This is a genomic window from Prescottella equi (assembly GCF_002094305.1).
In the GTDB taxonomy this organism is placed as follows: Bacteria; Actinomycetota; Actinomycetes; order Mycobacteriales; family Mycobacteriaceae; genus Prescottella; species Prescottella equi.
Window position 1 is genome coordinate 413,189 of the sequence record NZ_LWTX01000002.1, and the last position, 19,264, is coordinate 432,452.

Consider the following 19,264-nt stretch of genomic DNA (forward strand, 5'->3'; position numbering starts at 1 on the left):
CGAACGTGCGGGAGCTGCGAGTAATAGGTCTCGAACCTGGCGGCGCGCACGTGGTGTGTTCTGATCCAGACACCGGCGAAAAGTTCCGGCTCCCAGCCGATGACAAACTCCGCGCGGCCTCCCGCGGGGACATCGCTCGACTCGGCCAGATTGAGATCGAAATGGACAGTCAGCTCCGCCCCCGCGAAATCCAGGCCCGCATCCGTGCCGGCGCCTCCGTCGAACAGGTCGCCGAACAGGCCGGCATCCCGCACGCCAAGGTGGAACGCTTCGCGTACCCCGTGCTGCTCGAGCGCGCCCGGGCCGCGGAGATGGCGCAGGCCGGTCATCCGGTACGTCCGGACGGCCCGGCCGTGCACACCCTTTCGGAGATCGTGACGCTGGCGTTCAAGGCGCGCGGTCACGAGAACAGCGCCATCACGTGGGACGCCTGGAAGGACGAGGACGGATTCTGGGTGGCCCAGCTGCAGTGGCAGGCCGGCCGCACCACCAACACCGCGCACTGGCGTTACCAGCCGGACGCGCACGGCGGCACCATCACCGCGCTCGACGACACGGCCGCCCAGCTCGTCGACCCCGATTTCGGTCGGCGCGGTCTCGCTCCGGTGCCCACCAACCCGATCTACGGTCCGGCCGATTTCGAGCAGGATCACGAGCACGAGAGCACCGAGCCGTCCGACAAGGCCCAGGATTCTCCGATCGTGTTGGCGGACAACGAGTCCCACGCCCCCGCGTCGGAGGTCACAGGCGAGATCGAACACGATCAGCCCAAGGTCGCGCCGCAGCAGACGCCTGGTAAGGACAAGCGCGGCAAGCCCGCCCTGCCGTCGTGGGACGACGTGCTGCTGGGCGTGCGGAGCAACGGGCGCGGCTGACGCCGGTGCTGGGGGTCACCTCCTCGACGATCTGGTACGTCGACGCCACCGAGCCCACCGGGGTCCTGCGCGGCGCGATACCGGACCGGAAGTCCGCCCGGGCCCTCGCCGCGACGCTGCATCCCGGTCTCGACGTCACGTACCTCGGTGACGAGCCGCTGTCCGACGCCGTGAAGCCCGAACCCGGCGAGGTGGTCGTCGGCCGCTACCCGGGCGTCGCCGTGGTTCGCACGGGGGAGGCGCTGCCGCCGACGCCGTCGACGCTCGTCGAGCACTGGATCCGCCCGACGGGGGCCACCCACACCTACCTGAGTTCGTCGACCGTCCACACGGCCGCCGGTTCCTGGGGTGCGTTCGCGCACTGGGAGGACGGCGAACTCAAGCGGTCGTTCAGCGCGACGCCGGTGCACATCATCGAGGATCTCGGTCTGCCCCAGGTGTGGGAGCGGCCGTACTGGGCGGGCGAGCACCCGGCGCCGCCGGTGATGGACGTCCTGCCGGACCCGCAGACGCTGCCGTTCGATCCCGGCGCGTTCGCCGAGGCGGCCCCGGCCGCATGGCTCGGGGACGACCTGGACCTGTCATCGATCACGGTGTGCCGCTTCGCCGTTCACCCGACCGGTCAGGTGCCGGAGGCGGTGCGACGCGCACAGGAGAGGCTGCGCGCCGAGCAGGCCCGCGCCGAGCAACTGCGCGCCGAGCAGGCCCGGCCCGAGCAGGCGGCCCGGCCGCAGCGGCGATCGTTGTTCGCGCGACTGTTCCGACGGGAGCGCTGACGCGGCCTAGAAGGCCCCGAAAAGCAATGCGATCCAACCGGATACGACTCCGGCCGCCACACCGTAGACCACCCACCGCCACACCGGCAGGTTCCGCCACCGCCACACGGTGGGTGCGGCGCCGCCGACGGCGACGAGGTTGAACCCCACAGTGAGCAGCGGGTGGATGTGCGCGAGGGTGACGCCGAACGCCACGACCGCGACCAGCGTCACCACCGCGGCGAACGTGCTGACCAGCAGGCCCGTCGCCCACGGGGTCGGATCGGCGGACGCGGTCACGATCCGGTCCGGATTCGCTCGTAGAACGCCATCGCAGCCGCGGTCGCCACGTTGAGCGAATCGGTACCCGCCGACATCGGGATGCGGGCACGCACGTCGGTGACACGCATCGCGTCTTCGGTCAATCCCGGACCCTCCGCACCGAGCAGCAATGCCACCCTCTCGCCCGTCATCGCCTCCGCGAGCGTCGGCGCCGACGGATTCGGAGTGAGTGAGATCAGCTGGAAACCTTTGTCGCGCAGAATGTTCAGTCCGCGCGGCCACTCCGGGATCTGCGCGAACGGAACCCGTAGCGCGTGCCCCATCGACACGCGCACCGCCCGCCGGTACAACGGGTCCGCCACCGCAGCGCCGAACAGGATGGCGTCGACACCGAGACCGGCGGCGTTGCGGAACATCGAGCCGATGTTCTCGTGGTCGTTGACGCCCTCGAGCACCGCGACGGTGCGGGCGTCGCGCAGGACGTCCTCGACGTCGAGGGCGGGCGGGCGGTGCGCGGCCGCGAGGACACCGCGGTTCAGGTGGAAGCCCACGACCTGCGCCATCACGTCGGCGGTGCTTCGGTAGAACGGCACGTCCACGCCCTCGAGGTCCGCGGACAGTTCGGTGAGACGTCGGTCGACGCCGAGCAGGCTGTTCGGGGTGAAGCGCGATGCGAGCATCCGCTGCACCACCAGCACGCCCTCGGCGATCACCAGGCCCTTGCCTCCGGGCAGGTCGGGGCGACGATCCGACGAATTCAGATCGCGGTAGTCGCCCAACCGGGGGTCGGCGGGGTCTGCGATGTCGATGACGTGAACCACGGGTCCATCGTGCCGTACCGGACTCGGCGTTCGGCTACACGGTGTCCCCATCCACGAGCAGGGCCGCGAAGTGGGCGTCGAGGACGGCGTGGAGCCGCTCGGCGTCCATGCGGCGGGGGTGGTTGACGCCGTGGGCGGCGAGGCCGTCGACCAGGGCGTGCAACCGCGCCGCTTCCACTTCCACCGATGTGTCCGGCGCGAGCAGGCCGGCGTCGTGCAGCGCGCCGACGAGGCGGAGGAAACCCTCGTACATCTCCCGGTCGGTGCGGTCGCGCACCGCGGCGAGGGCTGGATCCGTGCGCGCGGCCACCACGAAGGCCTGCCAGACGTCCATCTCGCCGCGCCGGTCGGCGTCGAGCGGGACGAACTGCTCGGCCAGCAGTCGGGCGTCGGCGCGCAGGTCGCCGGTGAATTCGATCGCCGCGATGCGCTCGTGGACCCGCCTGGTGACCAGTTCCATCGCGAACAGCAGCAGTTCGGACTGGGTGCCGAAGAAGTGCCGCAGCGACCCGGTGGACAGCCCGGCCTCGTCGGCGACGGTGCGCACGCTGGCGGCGCCGATGCCGTCGCGCCGGATCACCTGCAGGACCGCGTCGGCGATCTCCTCGCGGCGGGCCTCGGTACTGGTTCGCTTCACCACGTCGCCAAAACTAACACAGTCGTGATAGTTTCTACCCGACTAACACAGTCGTACTAGAAATGGGGCGGACATGATCGTGCAACTGATCGTCGCGTGCGAGATCCTCTTCTGGGTGTTCCTCGGCGCCGGCCTGACGGCGCGCTACCTCCTGCGCCGCCCCACGCTCGGCGCGGTACTGCTGGTGGGCGCACCGCTCGTCGACGTCGTGCTGTTGGTCGCCACCACGATCGATCTGCGTGGCGGGGCCGAGGCGTCGTGGAGCCACGGTCTGGCGGCGGCGTACATCGGCTTCTCGGTCGCCTTCGGCCACAGCATCATCCGCTGGGCGGATGGTCGTTTCGCCCACCGCTTCGCCGGAGGACCCGCCCCCGAGAAGCCCGCCCGGCACGGGAGGGCACGGGCGATCCGCGAGTGGCGCGAGTTCGGAAAGGCCGTGGTGGCCTGGGGTATCGCGTGCGGCCTGCTGCTCGCCGCGATCGCGATGGTCGGCGAACCGGACCGCACCGCAGCCCTGTCCGACTGGATCCGCACGCTCACGGTCGTCCTCGGTGTCTGGGGCGTGGTCGCGCTCAGCTACACGCTGTTCCCCGCACGCCCCAAGGTTGCCGAACGACGCACGTAGCCCGCGGCGGCCAGAGCTGCGACGAGGGAGACGACGCCGCCGATCACGAGCGGGGCGCGGGGGTCGACGGCGTCGGCCAGCCAGCCCAGGAGCGGGCTGCCCAGCGGGGTGCCGCCGAGGAAGGCGAGCATGTACATGCCCATCACCCGGCCGCGCATCTCGGACGGCACCGACATCTGCAGGATGCTCATCGCGGCCGTCGAGAACGTGAGGACGAGGGCGCCGGTGGGCACGAGCAGCACGATGACCGCCACATACGACGGGACGAGTCCGATGGCGGTCTCGAGGACGCCGAACCCGACAGCGGCGCCGAGACACCAGCCGACGGTGGGGGCCGTCGCCCGCCGCGCGGCGAGGGTGGCGCCGCCGAGCATGCCGATCGCGAGCATCGTCGACAGCAGACCGAACGCGTCGGCGTCCTTGCCGAAGGTGTTGCGGGCCAGGACGGCCAGGGTGAGCGAGAAGTTCAGCCCGAACGTGGAGACCACGAACACGGTGAGCAGGACGACGGTGAGGTCGGGCCTGCCGCGCGCGTACCGGAAGCCTTCCCGCACCTGCCCCTTGGTCCGCGGCGCCGGCGCGGACCGGGTGAGCTCGTCCACCCGCATCCACAGCAGCGAGGCGAACACCGCGACGAAGGACACGGAGTTGACGAGGAACACCGGGCCGGTGCCGATCAGCGTGATGAGCACACCGGCCACGGCGGGTCCGACGATGCGGGCGGCGTTGAACATCATGGAGTTCAACGCGATTGCGTTGGCCAATCGGTCCGGTCCGACCATCTCGATCGTGAACGACTGGCGCACGGGCGTTTCGAGAGCCGTGACGCAGCCGAGCGCGAACGCCAGCACGTACACGTGCCACAGCTGCACCACACCACCCACGTCGAGCAGTCCGAGAATCAACCCGAACGACGCCATCGCGACCAGCGAGACCATCAGGATGCGCCGCTTGTCGTATCGGTCGGCGAGCAGCCCGCCGTACATCGACAGGAACAGCGTCGGCCCGAACTGCAGAGCCATCACGACGCCGACCGCGAAACCGTCTCCGCCGGAGAGGGTCAGGACCAACCAGTCCTGCGCGATCCGCTGCATCCACGTGCCGACGAGGGACACGATCTGACCGGCCGTCCAGTACCGGTAGTTGCGGGAGCGCAGCGCGGCGAACATCGACGGCGCGAGATCGGTTGACACCCCGTGATCTTGCACACGCGAAACCGGTCAGCGGGGATTACATCCCGCTGACCGGTTTCGGGTGGAAGGGTCAGTCGTTCTCGGAGACCAGGGAACTGATGATCGTGACGGCGTCGCGCAGCGTGGCGAGCTGGGTGGCGTCGAGGCCCGACAGCTTCTCCGTCATCCACGCCTCACGGGCCTGGGTCTCCCCCTCGATGAGGGCGTGGCCGGCGTCGGAGAGCGACACGATGATCTGTCGACCGTCGGTGGGATGCGGTGCGCGGTCGACCAGTCCGACGTCCGCGAGGGAGGCGATGACCCGCGTCATCGACGGCGGCTGGACCTTCTCGCGCTGGGCGAGTGCACCCGGGGTCATGGGTCCCTCGGCGCTGAGCGTGACGAGCGCGGACAGCTGCGTCAGCGTCACCTGTGCGTCAGCGCGCCGTCCCCGCAGGTGGCGTGTGAGGCGGACCACCGCTAGGGAGAGGTCGCTGGCAAGGGCGCGAGTATCCGTTGTCACAACTTCGAACAATACGGGAACTCGCGCCCCGCCAATCACGTAACGGCGTCAGTGATGGGGCCGACCGCGAAGTATGCGACGAACAGCGCGGCGACGATCCACAGCAGCGGATGGATCTTCTTCGCGTTGCCACCCGCGGCCGCGAGGACCACGTAGGAGATGAAGCCGATGCCGATGCCGTTGGCGATCGAGTAGGTGAACGGCATCGTCACGACGGTCAGGAAGGCCGGCAGGGCGATGGCGAACTTGCTGAAGTCGATCTCGCGCAGCTGGCCGATCATCAACGCGCCCACCACGACCAGAGCCGGTGCGGCCGCCTCGATCGGGACCACCGAGTACAGCGGGGTCAGGAACATCGCGGCGAGGAACAGCGTGCCGGTGACGACGTTGGCGAGGCCGGTGCGAGCGCCCTCGGCGATGCCCGAGGCCGACTCGACGAACACCGTGTTGGACGACGCGGACGCGCCGCCGCCCACGACGGCGCCGGCACCCTCGACGATCAGGGCCTTGCCGATGCCGGGCAGGTTGCCGTCCTCGTCGGCCAGCTTCGCTTCCTTGCCGAGACCGGTCATGGTGCCCATGGCGTCGAAGAAGTTGGCGAGCACCAGCGTGAAGACGAGCAGGCTGGCGGCGATGACACCGATACGGGTGAACGCACCGAACAGGCTGACGTCACCGACCAGGCTGAGATCGGGCAGCTGCGCGAACACGTCGGGCATCGCGGGGACGCTGAGGTTCCAGCCCTTGGGGTCGACGCCCTTGGAGGCGCCGATGTCGAAGACGGCCTCGAGGATCGCGGCGAGCACGGTGGTGACGACGATGCCGATCAGCAGACCGCCGCGGACCTTGCGCACGACGAGGATGCCCATGAGCAGCACGCCGAAGACGAACACGGCGGTCGGCCATGCCGAGATGGAGCCGTTGATGCCGAGGCCGACGGGGACCGTGGTGCCCGCGGCGTCGGGGATGCGTCGGACGAAACCGGCGTCGACGAGGCCGATGAACGCGATGAACATGCCGATTCCGGCGGCGATCGCGGCCTTGAGCTCGCGCGGGATGGCGTTGAACACGGCGGTACGGAAGCCGGTGGCGGCGAGCGCGACGATGATGATGCCGTCGATGACGACCAGACCCATCGCCTCGGGCCACGTCACCTGCGGGGCGATCGTCACGGCGAGCAGGCTGTTGATGCCGAGACCCGCGGCGATACCGAACGGATAGTTGGCGATGATGCCGAACGCGATGCTCATCAGGCCCGCGACGAGCGCGGTGACGGCGGCGACCTGGCTGACCGGGAGGATGTTGCCGAGTACGTCGGTCTTGGCGACGGCGTCGTCCGCCGAGAAGCTACCGAGGATCAGCGGGTTGAGGACCACGATGTAGGCCATGGCCACGAACGTGACCAGGCCGCCGCGGACCTCGGTGCTGATGGTCGAGCCCCGCTCGGAGATCTTGAAATAGGTGTCGAGCAACCGCGAGGGTGCCGACGGCCGCGAGGGCTCGGTGGTCTTGTCGGTAACCGCCATGTCGTGTTTCGGTCCAATCGCCGGGAAGTGGGGTTTCGCACCTGGCAGATTAGGGCACCGACGCGCGGGTAACTTAATCGTGTGACCGAAATCCATAGCACGCCGACGCTCGTGGAGCGCCTCTCCGACCCGCGCCCGGTTCTGGCGGTGGGAACCCTCGCGTGGATCGTGGCGACCGTCGTGGTCCTCGCGTCCGGGGACCGTTGGAACACAGCGCTTCCGGTCTGTTACGCCGGAATCGCCCTGGGCCTCCTCGGATTCGGACTGTTCCTGGTTCAGCGCCGCGCGGCGCGGCGCGGCCGACGTGGCGCGCAGCAGGGGCTGGTCTGACCGACAGCGGACGCGGGGGCGCAACCCATCCGCCCGGTGACTGATCTCACAGGGTATTCGCGCGTGTCCGGTGGCGGCTGCGACGGCTGATCGCCCAGATCCACAGCGCCGCCCACGCGATACCGAACGCCCACCCGGCCAGCACGTCGGTGAGCCAGTGCGCGGCCAGGTAGACGCGGGAGAGTCCGACGGCGATCGTGTAGCAACCCAGCAGCACGAGCAGCGCGATCCGCCGGATCCCGGGTGCGACGAGACGCACGACGACGGCGCCGAGCACGCACGCGAGGATCGCCGACATCATCGCGTGCCCCGACGGGAACGAATAGCTGTCGAGCACGACCAGCCGCTCGGGCACCGGCGGCCGCTGGCGCCCGAAGAAGAGTTTGAGCAGGCTCATCGCGGCCCACCCGGACAGCATTGCGCCCGCGACCGTCACTGCCTCCGCGGTGTACCGGCGGAGCAGCAGGGCGACCGTGACGATCGTCGAGATCACGAACGCGGCGACGGTGCCGCCGCTGTGGGTGATCACGGTGACCACGTCGGTCAGGCCGGGGGTGCGGATGTCGAGCATCCAGTTCAGCACCGACTGATCCATGTCCGTCATCGCTGCTCCCCCACCGGCCGGCGCCGCAAGTGCGCACGGCCGTCGTCGTCGATCCAGATCGGCACCGCGACGTCGCCGTCGAGTGCGCCGCCGAGACGCACCACCAGATCGTCGTGCACGACGACGTCACCGGACGGCAGTGGCAGGCCCAGGGCCGCGCACGCGAGCACCGCGCCGGGCTCGCGGTCCCACGTGCTCACCGCCCCGTCGCCGACGACGCGCGCCTCGACGGCGGCCGACGCGAGCGGCAGGTCCAGCAGATCCGCGAGGGCGGCGGCGGTGTCGAGCGCGCCGAGCACCAGACGCTCCGGCGGCACGACGGCCGCGAGGTGGGCGCGGTCGAGCACCAGCGCGACGTCGGGGTCGACGACGGCGCCGGTCAGGCTGCGCACCTGCGCGGGCAGGTCCAGGTCGTCGAGGTCGAGCACCCCGCGCCGGGCGGCGTCGGCGAGCAGCCGGTGGGCACGGACCACGACGTCGGGGCTGGGCGTGCGCGCGGGGTCGGCGAGACGGTCCAGCAGCACGGCGGCGAGCGCGTTGTCGTCGACGGTCCGCGGGGCGAGCGCCGCCGCGAGCGCCGGGGCGTCGGGGTGGTCGAGGACGTCGAGCAGGCCGGCGAAGGTGTCGTCGTCGGCGGCGCGGAGCAGCCCCAGCGGGCGGCCGTCGATCTCGGCGTGGGTGCGCAGCCACCACGCGGTGTAGCCGGTCCGGTCGCCGAGCGCGGACGCCGTGTCGGGCTCGGCGGCGAGCAGGGTCAGCGCCTGCGCCCAGCGGTCGGGGTCGACCAGGTCGAGGTCGCGGACCGCGATCAGCGTCTCGGGGTCGTCGGCGAGGGTGTCCCACCAGGCGTCCTCGTCGTCGAGGTCGTGTTCGGGGCCGGTGGGCAGGTCGGCGCGCAGCACCGTGAAACCCCAGCCGACGCCCACAGCGCGCAGCGCCTCCGCACCGAACCGGTCCACGAGGGCGGCGTCGACGGTCCCGAAAGGCGAGTCGGCGTCCAGCACGTCGGCCAACGGTGCGCCGGGGAGCAGCAACTGGTCGGCGGGCACGAGTTCGCCGTCGGCGTCGGGCAGTGGGAGTTCACCCAGCCAGGTCGGCCGCGACTCGCGCGCGGTGAGCGTCACGAGCGCGAGCACCGCCGACGCCAGTTCGGTTGCCGCGCCGGGGTCGTCGTAGTCGAGGTCCTCGATCCGCGCGTGCAGTGCGGGATCCGACAGCAGGTCACCGGCGGTGGCCCGCTGCGCACCCAACCGGTTCAGCAACGGGTGCGCGGCGTCCGGGTGCACCAGGCGTACCCAGTCCAGCGCCGACGCCGCATCGTCGAGGGCGTGCCCCAGATCGGTGCCGGTGACGACGGTGCGCGGACCGGTGACGGTGCGGCCGTCCGCGAGCGGAACCGGAACGGCGGCAAGCTCTTCCACCGCCAGTGCGTCCACCACCAGCGGTTCGAGCGCGGCGTAGACGGCGTGCCACCACGACGGCTCGCGGCTGTGTCCGCCGAGCAGTTCCGCGACGCGGGCCAGCCCGAAGCGGTGCACGTCGACGGCCGCCAGCGCGGCGGCGTGGCGCGGGCCGGACAGCTCCGGATCCACCAGGCCGGGCACGACATCCGCGAGCGCATCGGCCAGTTCCCTGGTGAGCCCGGACAACACACTCGCCCGCGCCGGCACGAGATCCGGTACGTCGGAGCCGGTCTCGGCGGGCGGTAGCCACGGTTGGGTCCGCAGGTCGGCGAGCACCGCCTCCCGCAGCGCGGCGTCGGTCTCGCTGCGCGCGAACCCGGGCAGCGGCACCAGGTCGAGCCGCTGGTCGCCGGGCAGGGCGGCGACGAACCGCGCGTAGCCGAGCGCGACACGAGCCAGCGGCGCACCGGGCAGCAGGCGTCGGCGGTCGGGCTGCATCGGGACGTCGGCGATCAGCAACGCGGGCAGCGACAGTTCTTCGTCGGACCGGGTGGGCGCGCGCAGCACGTCCTCGGCGACGGGGCGGACGCGGCCGTCGACCACCGGAACCAGCCAGCGCGCGGTGTCGGTGACGTACTGCCACCACGTGTTCTCGCCGACGGTGATCTCGGTAAGCCCGCCGTCGAGGTCGCGGGCGGTGCGGCGCAGCGTGCGGTCGCCGATCGTGATCGTCTCGAGCGCGGGCAGTTCCAGCAGCAGGTCGACGGCCTCGTCGGCGAACCCGCCCAGCAGCGCAGCGCCGTCGATGTCGGGGCGCAGGTGCAGCACCACCTCGGAGTCGAACCCGGCGGCGGGCGGCTCGTCGGTGGCCCACACCAGACGCAGCACCGGGACGCCGGACGCCGGCGCCTGCAGGCAGGAGTCGGCGATCTCCGCCCGGGTGCGGGCGGCCGAGAACTGCAGCGACCCGCTGGTGGAGCGCAGTTCGATCTCGTCGCTCACCGAGCGGACGGCGGTGAAGCCGACGCCGAATCGTCCTACCCCGGTGGACTTCCCGGATGCGCGCAGTGCGGCGAGAGCCTGCACACCCTCGATGTCGAGGGGGGCACCGGTGTTGGCGATCCGCAGCACATCGCCGTGCAGCTCCACGCGCAGCGTCCCGGGGACGCCGGCCCGGGCGGCGGCGTCGGCCGCGTTCTGTGCCAGTTCCGTCAGCAGCCGGTCGCGGTACCCGGCGCGGACGAGGTCGGCCTCCGCGGCCGCGTCCTCACGCAGCCGCGTCGGGGAGTTGCGCCACGCGAGGATCGTGCCGTCGCGCAGCGCGTCGGTGCCGAAGGGGTCGGTCAATCGGCCGAGGTGGTGTCCGGGGAAGCGTCCTCGGGAGCCTGGGACGGCTCGGGAGCCGCTTCGACCGCAGTGGTTTCGGCGGCCGGCTCGGCACGCTCGATCTGCACCGCCTCGATCGCGCCGTCGTCGTAGGCGTCGTAGCGCGGGGTGCCCGCACCGGTGGGGAGCGTGGTGTCGGAGTGCGCACCGCAGCCGTGCGCCGCGTGCACGATGTGCCCGTCGGCGGCCATCTCGTTTCCGCACACGCCGAACGCGGCGTGCAGCGAACCGGCCAGCGGCAGATAGAAACCGCACAGGTCGCACGTCGACGGCGCGGCCTTGGCCATCTCGGAATCGGGACCGTAGTCGCCGTCGTGCCAGCGGGCGGCGCAGTCCAGGCGGCCCTCGCGGCTCATGACCTGCTTGCGTCCCAGGCCCACCTCGAACGCGACGTCGTCGATCTCGGGGTCGCCGGTGGCGACGTAACCGGGCACCAACCGCGGATCGTTCTCCCGCGGCGCGAGCAGGTCGCCGGGCGAGAGATCGCCGGGGCGGACGCGCTGATCCCACGGCAGCCACTCGGGCGCGACGAGCGCGTCCGGCCCGGGCAGCAGCGCGAGCTCGCTGACGGTGACGTGATCGGAGCCCGGCACGGCGGCCACGACGACGGCCCACTGCCAGCCCCGGTAACCGGGAAGCTCGGTGTCGAAGCGGTGAGTGGCGGCGCAGTCGTCCTCGGCGGTCACGCCGAGGTATCTGCCCACTCCTCCCTCTCCGAGGTCGACCAGCGCCGTGCGAGCAAGCTCGACGGCATCGGCGAGGACGGGGCGCACGACGGCGCTCTCGGGAGACGACGTAACACTCACGGTGTCCATCTTGCCGCACTCGGTCCCGTCTGCGCTCGTGCGGGCTGCCATGCTGGGCGGGTGAATCTGCGTAGCACCCCCGTCCGGGCCGCGGTCGCGGTGTCCGTGGCGGCCGTCGCTCTGCTCACCGGCTGCTCGGGCGGCACCCCGCCGGCGGGCGCGACGATCGCCGAACGGATGCACCCGGAGATCGTCCGCGAACTTCCCCATGATCCGTCCGCGTTCACGCAGGGCCTGGAGATCTCCGACGGCACGCTGTTCGAGAGCACCGGACGGGTGGGGCAGTCGTGGGTGCGGGCGACCGCGCTCGACACCGGCGTCGAGCAGGCCCGCGCCGACCTGTCTCGGCCGATGTTCGGCGAGGGGATCACCGTCGTCGGCGACACGGTGTGGCAGATCACGTGGAAGGACGGGGTCGCGATCGAACGCGACCGCGACACCCTCGCGCAGCGCCGCACCGTCGACTACGAGGGCGAGGGCTGGGGGTTGTGCACGCAGCCCGACCGGCTGGTGATGAGCGACGGTTCCGACGCGCTCACCTTCCGCGATCCCGAGACGTTCGCGGAGACGGGGACGGTCGACGTCACGCTCGACGGCCGGCCCGTCGACAAGCTCAACGAGCTCGAGTGCGCGAGCGACGGTTCGGTGTACGCGAACGTGTGGACCACCGACACGATCGTGCGGATCGATCCGGCGACGGGTGTCGTGACGGGCCGGATCGACGCGGCGGCGTTGAAGGACGCGCTGCCGGCGGACGAGCGGGGCAGCATCGACGTGCTCAACGGCATCGCTCAGATCCCCGGCACCGACCGGTTCCTGGTGACGGGGAAGCTGTGGCCGCGCATGTTCGAGGTCCGGTTCGTCGCCTGAGCGCGTCGCGCCGGGCGCCGACACGTCCGAGCGAGCAGGAACGGACCGCCCGTGTCGTGCATTGTCCGGGGACTAGGACAGAATTGAGTGGTGACCGGACCCCGCGACCCCCACGACGCCCCTCGGCGTGGGCCCCACCCGCAGGATCCTTCGGCGCGACGTCACCCCGGTTTCGAGAACTATCCGCCGTCGCAGCGGGTCAGCGGGCGTAGGGCACCGCTGCCACCCCTGCATCCGGTGGACCGGTCGGCACGCACCGAGCGCATCGAGCAACCCACCGAGCGTTTCGCGTCCCCGCCGGCCGAAGAGACCCGCCGGATGGACGTCCCCGCGGATGATGCGGCGAACGGGGCCCGCCCCGAATCCCCCGAGCCTCCCGAATCCGCCGAGGCCGACGCCCCCAAGCCGCGCCCCATGCCGCGCAAGCTGACGGTGACCCGGGTCGCCGCGATGCGTGGCCGTGAACTCACCAACAAGGGCATCGCCACGTTCCGGCGCGCGGCCACCGCGGACGGCGCCGACAAGTCGGGGCTGACCGCGCTCACGTACGCGGTGATGGCGAACTTCGCGACCGACGCGACGGTCGCCGTCGCGCTCGCGAACACCCTTTTCTTCTCCGCCGCGACCGGCGAGGACAAGACCAAGGTCGCGCTGTACCTGCTGATCACGATCGCGCCGTTCGCGGTGATCGCGCCGCTCATCGGGCCGGCGCTGGACCGTCTGCAGCGGGGCCGGCGGATCGCGCTGGCGTCGTCGTTCGCGCTGCGCACGCTGCTGGCGATCGTGCTGGTCTTCAACTTCGACAGCTGGGCGCTGTACCCGTGTGCGCTGGGCATGATGGTGCTCAGCAAGTCCTTCGCGGTACTCAAGAGCGCGGTGACGCCACGCGTGCTGCCACCGGAGATAGACCTGGTGCGGGTCAATTCGCGACTGACGGTGTTCGGCCTGATCGGCGGCACCATCGGTGCAGGCGCCCTCGCCGGCGCCCTCGCGTTCCTCACCGGTTCCACGGGTGCGCTGTGGTTGACCGTCCTGATCACCGCGTTCGGTGCGTACCTGAGCATGCGGATCCCGGCGTGGGTGGAGGTCACCGAGGGCGAGGTGCCGGCCAAGCTCGCGTTCCACGGGGACGACTCCCCCACCGAACGGATCGACGCGGCCGCCGTCGCGGGCGTCGCCCCCGACAAACGCCGTCAGCCCCTGGGCCGCACCGTCGTCACCGGGCTGTGGGGCAACGGCACCATCCGGGTGCTCACCGGCTTCCTCACGCTCTACATCGCGTTCGTCGCCAAGGCCAACACCGACCACGCCGCGGTCATGCAGGCCGCGATGCTGGGTCTGGTCGGTGCCGCGGCGGGCATCGGCAACTTCGCCGGCAACGCCGCAGGCGCCCGCCTCGAACTGGGCCGTCCCGCGATGATGGTGGTGCGGTGCACCATCGCCGTCACCGTCGTCGCGATCCTCGCCGCGATCACCGGGAACCTGCTCACCGCGGCGCTCGCCGCGCTGGTGGCGTCCGCGGCCAGCGCGCTCGCGAAGGTGTCGCTCGACGCGTCGCTGCAGCAGGACCTGCCCGAGGAGTCCATCGCGTCCGGGTTCGGTCGGTCCGAGACCGTGCTCCAGCTCAGCTGGGTCGTCGGCGGCGCGATGGGCGTCCTGCTGCCCACCGAACTGTGGATCGGTTTCACCGTCGTGTCGGTGGTGCTTACGATCGGGCTGGTACAGACCGTGCTGACGTATCGCGGTGGCTCGCTGCTACCCGGCCTCGGCGGCAAGCGCCCCGAGCACGTCGACCAGGAGACCACCGTCGGCCACAGCCCTCGTGCCGACTGATACACCGAACGAGAAATGGACTTGATGATGCAGGACCGGACGAAGAAGATTCTTGCGCTGATCGCCGCGGTGGTGATCGTCGCGGCTGCCGGTCTGGCCGGAGTTGTGGCCTACCTCGTCGGGCAGTCGGAGGAGAAGCTGCCGACCATCACGGCGTACTCCAAGCAGGAGACCGCCACCGTCGTGCCCGGGTTCTGCGACCCGTCGCTGCAGTGCGAGGGCCTCGAAATCGTCGAGCTGCACGTGCCCGAGGGCTACCCGCTGCAGCTGTCGCTGCCCAAGGAGATCGCCGATTCCGACTGGCGTCTGAACGTGCAGATCGGCAACCCGAAGACCGGTGAGATCTACGAGGGCTACCGCGACTACAAGCCCGGCGACGCCTGGGCCGTGACCGTGCCCGGCGCCCCCGGCGAGCAGCTGATCAGCGCCATCATCCAGCTCCCGGCCCAGGGCGGCCTGGCCCCGGTGTGGGCGCTGCAGACGATGCCGCTGCCCGGCGGCGGTGTGGTCGCCCCCGCCTCCTGATTCGAGGCCTCGACCGAAACGGGCGCCCTCCGGTGATGATCACCGGAGGGCGCCCGTTTCGCGTCGCGTGGACGACTCAGCTGTCGAGCTCGCGTGCGACGGCGCGCACCACCTCGGAGATCCGCTGCGCGGTCTTGCGGTCCGGGTACTTACCCTTGCGCAGGTCCGGCTGGATCTTGGCCTCGAGCAGCGTGATCATGTCCTCGACCATGCCGTGCAGTTCGTCGGGCGAGTGCTTGCGCGCCACGGCGTCCTTGCGCGCCCCACCGTTCTGGCGGAGCGTCGGGGCCGGCTCGAGCAGCTGGACCTTGAGCGCCTGCGGACCGCGGCGTCCGGCGGCCATGTCGAATTCGACGCGCTGACCGGCCTTGAGGCCGTCGACGTCGCCGGGCAGCGCGGAAGCGCGGACGTAGACGTCCTCCCCTTCTTCCTGGGACAGGAAGCCGAAACCCTTCTCGACGTCGTACCACTTCACCTTGCCGGTAGGCACCGTGTTCACCTGCTCATCTGCCAGCCGCACTCCCCGTTGAGCGCGCGCGTGTATCTATGCAAAACAACGCGCCCCACTCGGATTGCGGGACGCGTGAATGCCCGAGTGTACCCGCCCCGCCCGGTCACAGGCATCCGCGTTTCGGGCCGCAGGACGCGTGGGCGACGGTCCGGCATGTGGGTGTCGGAAGCGCCGGCCCCTGCCTCGAACCGGCCGCCGACTATGCTGCTGGGCGATGCCTGTCAACGTGCCGCGCGACCTTCCCGCCAGGGCCATCCTGGAGGCGGAGCGAATCTTTGTCATGTCCGACGAGCGCGCCGGACATCAGGACATTCGCCCCATGCGGATCGCGATTTTGAATCTGATGCCGCTGAAGGTCTCCACCGAGACGCAGCTTCTACGGTTGCTCAGCAACAACCCGCTGCAGATCGAGATCACTCTGCTGCACATGGCCAGCCATGTCTCCCGTACCACCTCTGCCGAGCATCTCGAATCGTTCTACTCGACTTTCGACGACGTGGCCCACATGCACTTCGACGGGCTCATCGTCACCGGGGCGCCGATCGAGAAGCTCGACTTCGAGGACGTCGACTACTGGCCGGAGATGACCAAGATCCTCGACTGGGCCCGCGGCGCCGTGCAGTCGACCCTGCACGTCTGCTGGGGTGCGCAGGCGGCCCTGTACCACTACTACGGCGTCGGCAAACACGAAGTCCCACAGAAGATCTCCGGTGTATTTCCCCACCGGCTCACCGGGGTGCAATCTCCGATCGTCACCGGGTTCGACGACGAGTTCCTGGCCCCGCACTCACGGCACACCGACGTCCACGCCGCCGACATCGAGGCCACCGGCGAGGTCGACGTGTTGGCAGTGAGCGACGAGGCCGGGGTCTACCTGGCCGCCACCCCGGACGGCCGCCAGGTCTTCGTGACCGGGCACCCCGAGTACGACGCGGACACCTTGGCACGCGAATATCGCCGCGACAGCGCGCAAGGTCTGCCGATCGCGGCGCCCGCGCACTACTTCCCCGGCGACGATCCCGCCGCGAGCCCGCTCAACCGCTGGCGCGGTCACGGGCACCTGCTGTACTCCAACTGGCTCAACTACTGCGTCTACCAGGAGACCCCGTTCCTTCCCGGCGACGTCTGACCGGCTGAGTCCGTCCCGTAGTTCGGCGACCAGGTGGTCGGTCCGTTCGCTGCGTGCCCGATACTGGTGCGCACGGACTTTCGACGACAGTGAGGACCACGCCGTGACGACGCTCGACGACCTGCTCACCAAGATCGGTTCCAAGAGCATCGAGGTGCTCGACCTCACCGCGCCGCTGAGCTCGGAGACGCCCGTCCTGCATCTGCCGGAGCCGTTCGCGAACACCATCCCGGCACGTCTGGAGACGGTCAGCAACTTCGACGACGACGGGCCGGCGTGGGCGTGGAACAACCTCCACACCGGCGAGCACACCGGCACACACCTGGACGCGCCGACGCACTGGATCACCGGCCGCGACGGCGCCAGCGTCGACCAGATCCCGCCGGAGCGGCTGATCGGCCCGGTCGCTGTCGTCGACGTCACCGCCGAGGTGGAGCAGAATCCGGATTTCGTGCTCGAGGTGGAGCACCTCGAGGCGTGGGAGGCCCAGAACGGTCCGCTGCCCGACGGCGCGTGGCTGATCCTGCGCACCGGGTGGGGCGAGCGCGGCACCGACCCGGTGCGCTTCGCGAACGCCGACGCCGACGGCCCGCACACCCCCGGCGTCTCGGCGGCCGCCGCGAAATGGCTCGCCGAGCAGAGCCCCATCACCGGTCTCGGCGTCGAGACGGTCGGCATCGACGCGGGCATCGCGGCCGGCTTCGAGCCGATGTTCCCGGCGCACTACTACCTGCTCGGCAACGACAAGTACGGCCTGACGCAGCTGCGGGGCGTCGACAAGCTGCCGACACTCGGCGCGGTGCTGGTGGCCTCGCCGCTGCCGATCGTCGGCGGCACCGGCAGCCCCGCCCGAGTGTTCGCGCTGGTCGAACGGGCATGAGTTCCACCGCCGCCGGTTTCACTGTCGCGCAGTTGGTGGGCGCCACCCTCGCCGAGCTCGGGGTGGGGCACGCGTTCGGGGTGGTGGGCAGCGGCAACTTCGCGGTCACCAACGCGCTGATCGCGGCGGGCGTGCCGTTCGTCGCGGCCCGGCACGAGGGCGGCGCCGCCACGATGGCCGACGCCTACTCGCGGCTGTCGGCGCTGCCGGCGGTGGTCACCACTCATCAGGGCTGCGGGCTCACCAACGCCGTCACCGGGATCGGTGAGGCCGCGAAGAGCCGCACCCCGCTGATCGTGCTCACCGCCGACACTGCCGGTGCTGCCGTGCGATCGAACTTTCGGATCGACCAGGATGCGTTGGCGCGCAGCGTCGGTGCGGTGGCCGAACGGGTGCATTCGGCGGCGTCGGCGATGGCCGACACCGTCCGCGCCTACCGCACCGCGGTCCGCGAGCGGCGGACCGTGGTGTTGAGTCTGCCGTTGGACGTGCAGGAGCAGGCCGCCCCGCAGTCGTGGGCGGTGCCGCTGCTGCCGCCGATCCAGCGGGTACACCCGGACGCGGGCGCGCTGACGTCGCTGGTGGCGCTGCTCGACCGGGCCGAGCGGCCGGTGTTCGTGGCCGGGCGCGGCGCCCGGGACGCCGGACCGCAGATCGCGGCGCTGGCCGAGCGCACCGGCGCGCTGGTCGCGACGTCGGCGGTGGCCAACGGTTTGTTCGAGGGAAACCCGTTCTCGCTCGGGATCTCCGGCGGCTTCTCGTGCCCGCTCACGGCGGAGCTGATCGCCGGTGCCGACCTGATCGTGGGCTGGGGTTGTGCGCTGAACATGTGGACGATGCGGCACGGATCGCTGATCGGCGCCGACGCCACCGTCGTACAGGTGGACGTCGAGGACGCGGCGCTGGGCGCGAACCGGCCGATCGATCTGGGAGTGCTGGGCGACTGCCGTGAGACCGCCGCCGCAGCGGTCGCGGCTGTCGGTCCGGCGCGGGCCGGCTACCGCAGCGACGAGCTGCGGGAGCGTATTGCGGCGCACGGGCGTTGGAACGACATGGTGTTCGACGACCTGTCGACCACGTCGACGATCGACCCGCGCGTGCTGTCGCGGGAGCTGGACGCGATTCTGCCGCGCGAGCGCACGGTGTCGGTGGACTCCGGCAACTTCATGGGCTACCCCAGTGCGTACCTGCGGGTGCCGGACGAGTTCGGCTTCAACTTCACGCAGGCCTTCCAGTCGATCGGGCTGGGTCTGGCGACGGCGATCGGAACGGCGCTGGCGCAACCGGATCGGATCCCGGTCGCCGCGCTGGGCGACGGCGGCTTCCTGATGGGGATCTCCGAACTGGAGACGGTGGTGCGGCTGGGACTGCCGATGGTCTTGGTGGTCTACAACGACAGCGCCTACGGCGCGGAGGTCCACCACTTCGATGCGCCGGGCACCGACCATTCCGCAGTCACGTTCCCGGACACCGACATTGCGGCGATAGCCCGGGGGTACGGGGCGGAGGCCGTCACGGTACGGTCGGTCGCCGACCTCGACGCCGTGCGCACCTGGGTCGCGGGGCCGCGGAATCGGCCGCTGCTGATCGATGCGAAGGTCAGTTCCGACGGCGGCGCGTGGTGGCTGGCCGAGGCGTTCAAGGGGCACTGACCAGCCGTTTCGTAGGCAGTTTCGCGCACTTCCGGTGACTGAACCGATCCCGGACAAATTTCCTTCTGGACGATTGACCAGTTTTGCCTTCAACAAGGTCTCGGGAGTGCTACAACTTA

The 19,264-nt window shown here is 70.6% G+C and carries 20 protein-coding genes; 10 read left to right on the top strand and 10 right to left on the bottom strand.

All coding sequences use genetic code 11. The features are described from left to right. Window positions 1-5 precede the first annotated feature (5 nt). Window positions 6-875, top strand: coding sequence for a septation protein SepH (gene sepH / locus A6I89_RS07545; RefSeq protein ID WP_174525756.1), 870 nt, complete (start codon window positions 6-8; stop codon window positions 873-875). Continuing rightward, window positions 830-1,651: a DUF6928 family protein gene (locus tag A6I89_RS07550; protein WP_226347400.1), complete on the top strand. Its 822-nt coding sequence runs from the start codon at window positions 830-832 to the stop codon at window positions 1,649-1,651. The genes sepH and A6I89_RS07550 overlap by 46 nt, the downstream gene beginning before the upstream one ends. A 6-nt stretch (window positions 1,652-1,657) precedes the next feature. Here the strand turns inward: A6I89_RS07550 and A6I89_RS07555 are convergent, their stop codons facing one another. The 3 genes from A6I89_RS07555 to A6I89_RS07565 are packed head-to-tail and all read right to left on the bottom strand — an operon-like array spanning window position 1,658 to window position 3,373. Further along, window positions 1,658-1,930: a DUF2537 domain-containing protein gene (locus A6I89_RS07555; RefSeq protein WP_013415047.1), complete on the bottom strand. Its 273-nt coding sequence runs from the start codon at window positions 1,928-1,930 to the stop codon at window positions 1,658-1,660. Continuing rightward, window positions 1,927-2,733, bottom strand: a complete 807-nt coding sequence (locus A6I89_RS07560) for a TrmH family RNA methyltransferase (RefSeq protein ID WP_022594343.1) — start codon at window positions 2,731-2,733, stop codon at window positions 1,927-1,929. Before A6I89_RS07560 ends, A6I89_RS07555 begins: the two co-directional genes overlap by 4 nt. A 34-nt stretch (window positions 2,734-2,767) precedes the next feature. Then, on the bottom strand, window positions 2,768-3,373 hold the full coding sequence (locus A6I89_RS07565; RefSeq protein WP_022594342.1) for a TetR/AcrR family transcriptional regulator: 606 nt from the start codon (window positions 3,371-3,373) through the stop codon (window positions 2,768-2,770). 70 nt (window positions 3,374-3,443) lie between these two features. Between A6I89_RS07565 and A6I89_RS07570 the strand changes: the two genes are divergently transcribed. Further along, window positions 3,444-3,995, top strand: a complete 552-nt coding sequence (locus A6I89_RS07570) for a hypothetical protein (protein ID WP_022594341.1) — start codon at window positions 3,444-3,446, stop codon at window positions 3,993-3,995. Here the strand turns inward: A6I89_RS07570 and A6I89_RS07575 are convergent. The 3 genes from A6I89_RS07575 to A6I89_RS07585 form a co-directional block, all read right to left on the bottom strand. Next, window positions 3,947-5,164 carry an MFS transporter gene (locus tag A6I89_RS07575; RefSeq protein ID WP_044990583.1) on the bottom strand — a complete coding sequence of 406 codons (1,218 nt, stop codon included), beginning with the start codon at window positions 5,162-5,164 and terminating at the stop codon, window positions 3,947-3,949. The genes A6I89_RS07570 and A6I89_RS07575 overlap by 49 nt on opposite strands. Window positions 5,165-5,258: 94 nt before the next feature. Next, window positions 5,259-5,690, bottom strand: a complete 432-nt coding sequence (locus tag A6I89_RS07580; protein WP_022594339.1) for an Rv0880 family HTH-type transcriptional regulator — start codon at window positions 5,688-5,690, stop codon at window positions 5,259-5,261. 35 nt (window positions 5,691-5,725) lie between these two features. Continuing rightward, on the bottom strand, window positions 5,726-7,216 hold the full coding sequence (locus A6I89_RS07585) for an NCS2 family permease (protein ID WP_005515081.1): 1,491 nt from the start codon (window positions 7,214-7,216) through the stop codon (window positions 5,726-5,728). A gap of 81 nt (window positions 7,217-7,297) precedes the next feature. Between A6I89_RS07585 and A6I89_RS07590 the strand changes: the two genes are divergently transcribed. Continuing rightward, window positions 7,298-7,546, top strand: coding sequence for a DUF2530 domain-containing protein (locus A6I89_RS07590; protein ID WP_005515082.1), 249 nt, complete (start codon window positions 7,298-7,300; stop codon window positions 7,544-7,546). A gap of 46 nt (window positions 7,547-7,592) precedes the next feature. Here the strand turns inward: A6I89_RS07590 and A6I89_RS07595 are convergent, their stop codons facing one another. From A6I89_RS07595 to A6I89_RS07605, 3 genes are read right to left on the bottom strand one after another with little or no spacing between them, the layout of a single operon-like run. Next, window positions 7,593-8,150 carry a phosphatase PAP2 family protein gene (locus A6I89_RS07595; RefSeq protein ID WP_005515083.1) on the bottom strand — a complete coding sequence of 186 codons (558 nt, stop codon included), beginning with the start codon at window positions 8,148-8,150 and terminating at the stop codon, window positions 7,593-7,595. Next, window positions 8,147-10,900, bottom strand: coding sequence for a sacsin N-terminal ATP-binding-like domain-containing protein (locus A6I89_RS07600; protein WP_022594336.1), 2,754 nt, complete (start codon window positions 10,898-10,900; stop codon window positions 8,147-8,149). Before A6I89_RS07600 ends, A6I89_RS07595 begins: the two co-directional genes overlap by 4 nt. Continuing rightward, window positions 10,897-11,796 (bottom strand): DUF3027 domain-containing protein, encoded by a 900-nt coding sequence (locus A6I89_RS07605; protein ID WP_044990538.1) that lies wholly within the window; start codon window positions 11,794-11,796, stop codon window positions 10,897-10,899. Before A6I89_RS07605 ends, A6I89_RS07600 begins: the two co-directional genes overlap by 4 nt. Before the next feature lie 9 nt (window positions 11,797-11,805). Here A6I89_RS07605 and A6I89_RS07610 point away from each other — a divergent pair, with 9 nt between their 5' ends. The 3 genes from A6I89_RS07610 to A6I89_RS07620 all read left to right on the top strand — a co-directional run bounded on the left by A6I89_RS07610 (window position 11,806) and on the right by A6I89_RS07620 (window position 14,973). Continuing rightward, the gene (locus tag A6I89_RS07610) at window positions 11,806-12,615 is read left to right on the top strand and encodes a glutaminyl-peptide cyclotransferase (RefSeq protein ID WP_044990536.1); all 810 of its coding nucleotides are present in this window, start codon (window positions 11,806-11,808) and stop codon (window positions 12,613-12,615) included. A gap of 87 nt (window positions 12,616-12,702) precedes the next feature. Further along, window positions 12,703-14,448: an MFS transporter gene (locus tag A6I89_RS07615; RefSeq protein ID WP_005515092.1), complete on the top strand. Its 1,746-nt coding sequence runs from the start codon at window positions 12,703-12,705 to the stop codon at window positions 14,446-14,448. A gap of 15 nt (window positions 14,449-14,463) precedes the next feature. After that, a complete protein-coding gene (locus A6I89_RS07620; protein ID WP_005515094.1) occupies window positions 14,464-14,973 on the top strand; it encodes a DUF2771 family protein in 510 nt (169 codons plus the stop codon). A gap of 76 nt (window positions 14,974-15,049) precedes the next feature. Here the strand turns inward: A6I89_RS07620 and A6I89_RS24930 are convergent, their stop codons facing one another. Further along, the gene (locus tag A6I89_RS24930; RefSeq protein ID WP_022594333.1) at window positions 15,050-15,463 is read right to left on the bottom strand and encodes a cold-shock protein; all 414 of its coding nucleotides are present in this window, start codon (window positions 15,461-15,463) and stop codon (window positions 15,050-15,052) included. 235 nt (window positions 15,464-15,698) lie between these two features. Here A6I89_RS24930 and metA point away from each other — a divergent pair, with 235 nt between their 5' ends. The 3 genes from metA (at window position 15,699) to A6I89_RS07640 (ending at window position 19,145) form a co-directional block, all read left to right on the top strand. Continuing rightward, entirely contained in the window at window positions 15,699-16,613 is a 915-nt protein-coding gene (metA, locus tag A6I89_RS07630; protein ID WP_044990534.1) for a homoserine O-acetyltransferase MetA, read from the top strand. 103 nt (window positions 16,614-16,716) lie between these two features. Continuing rightward, the gene (locus A6I89_RS07635; protein WP_022594331.1) at window positions 16,717-17,493 is read left to right on the top strand and encodes a cyclase family protein; all 777 of its coding nucleotides are present in this window, start codon (window positions 16,717-16,719) and stop codon (window positions 17,491-17,493) included. Then, window positions 17,490-19,145 carry a thiamine pyrophosphate-binding protein gene (locus A6I89_RS07640; RefSeq protein WP_022594330.1) on the top strand — a complete coding sequence of 552 codons (1,656 nt, stop codon included), beginning with the start codon at window positions 17,490-17,492 and terminating at the stop codon, window positions 19,143-19,145. The genes A6I89_RS07635 and A6I89_RS07640 overlap by 4 nt, the downstream gene beginning before the upstream one ends. The last annotated feature ends 119 nt before the right edge of the window (window positions 19,146-19,264 follow it).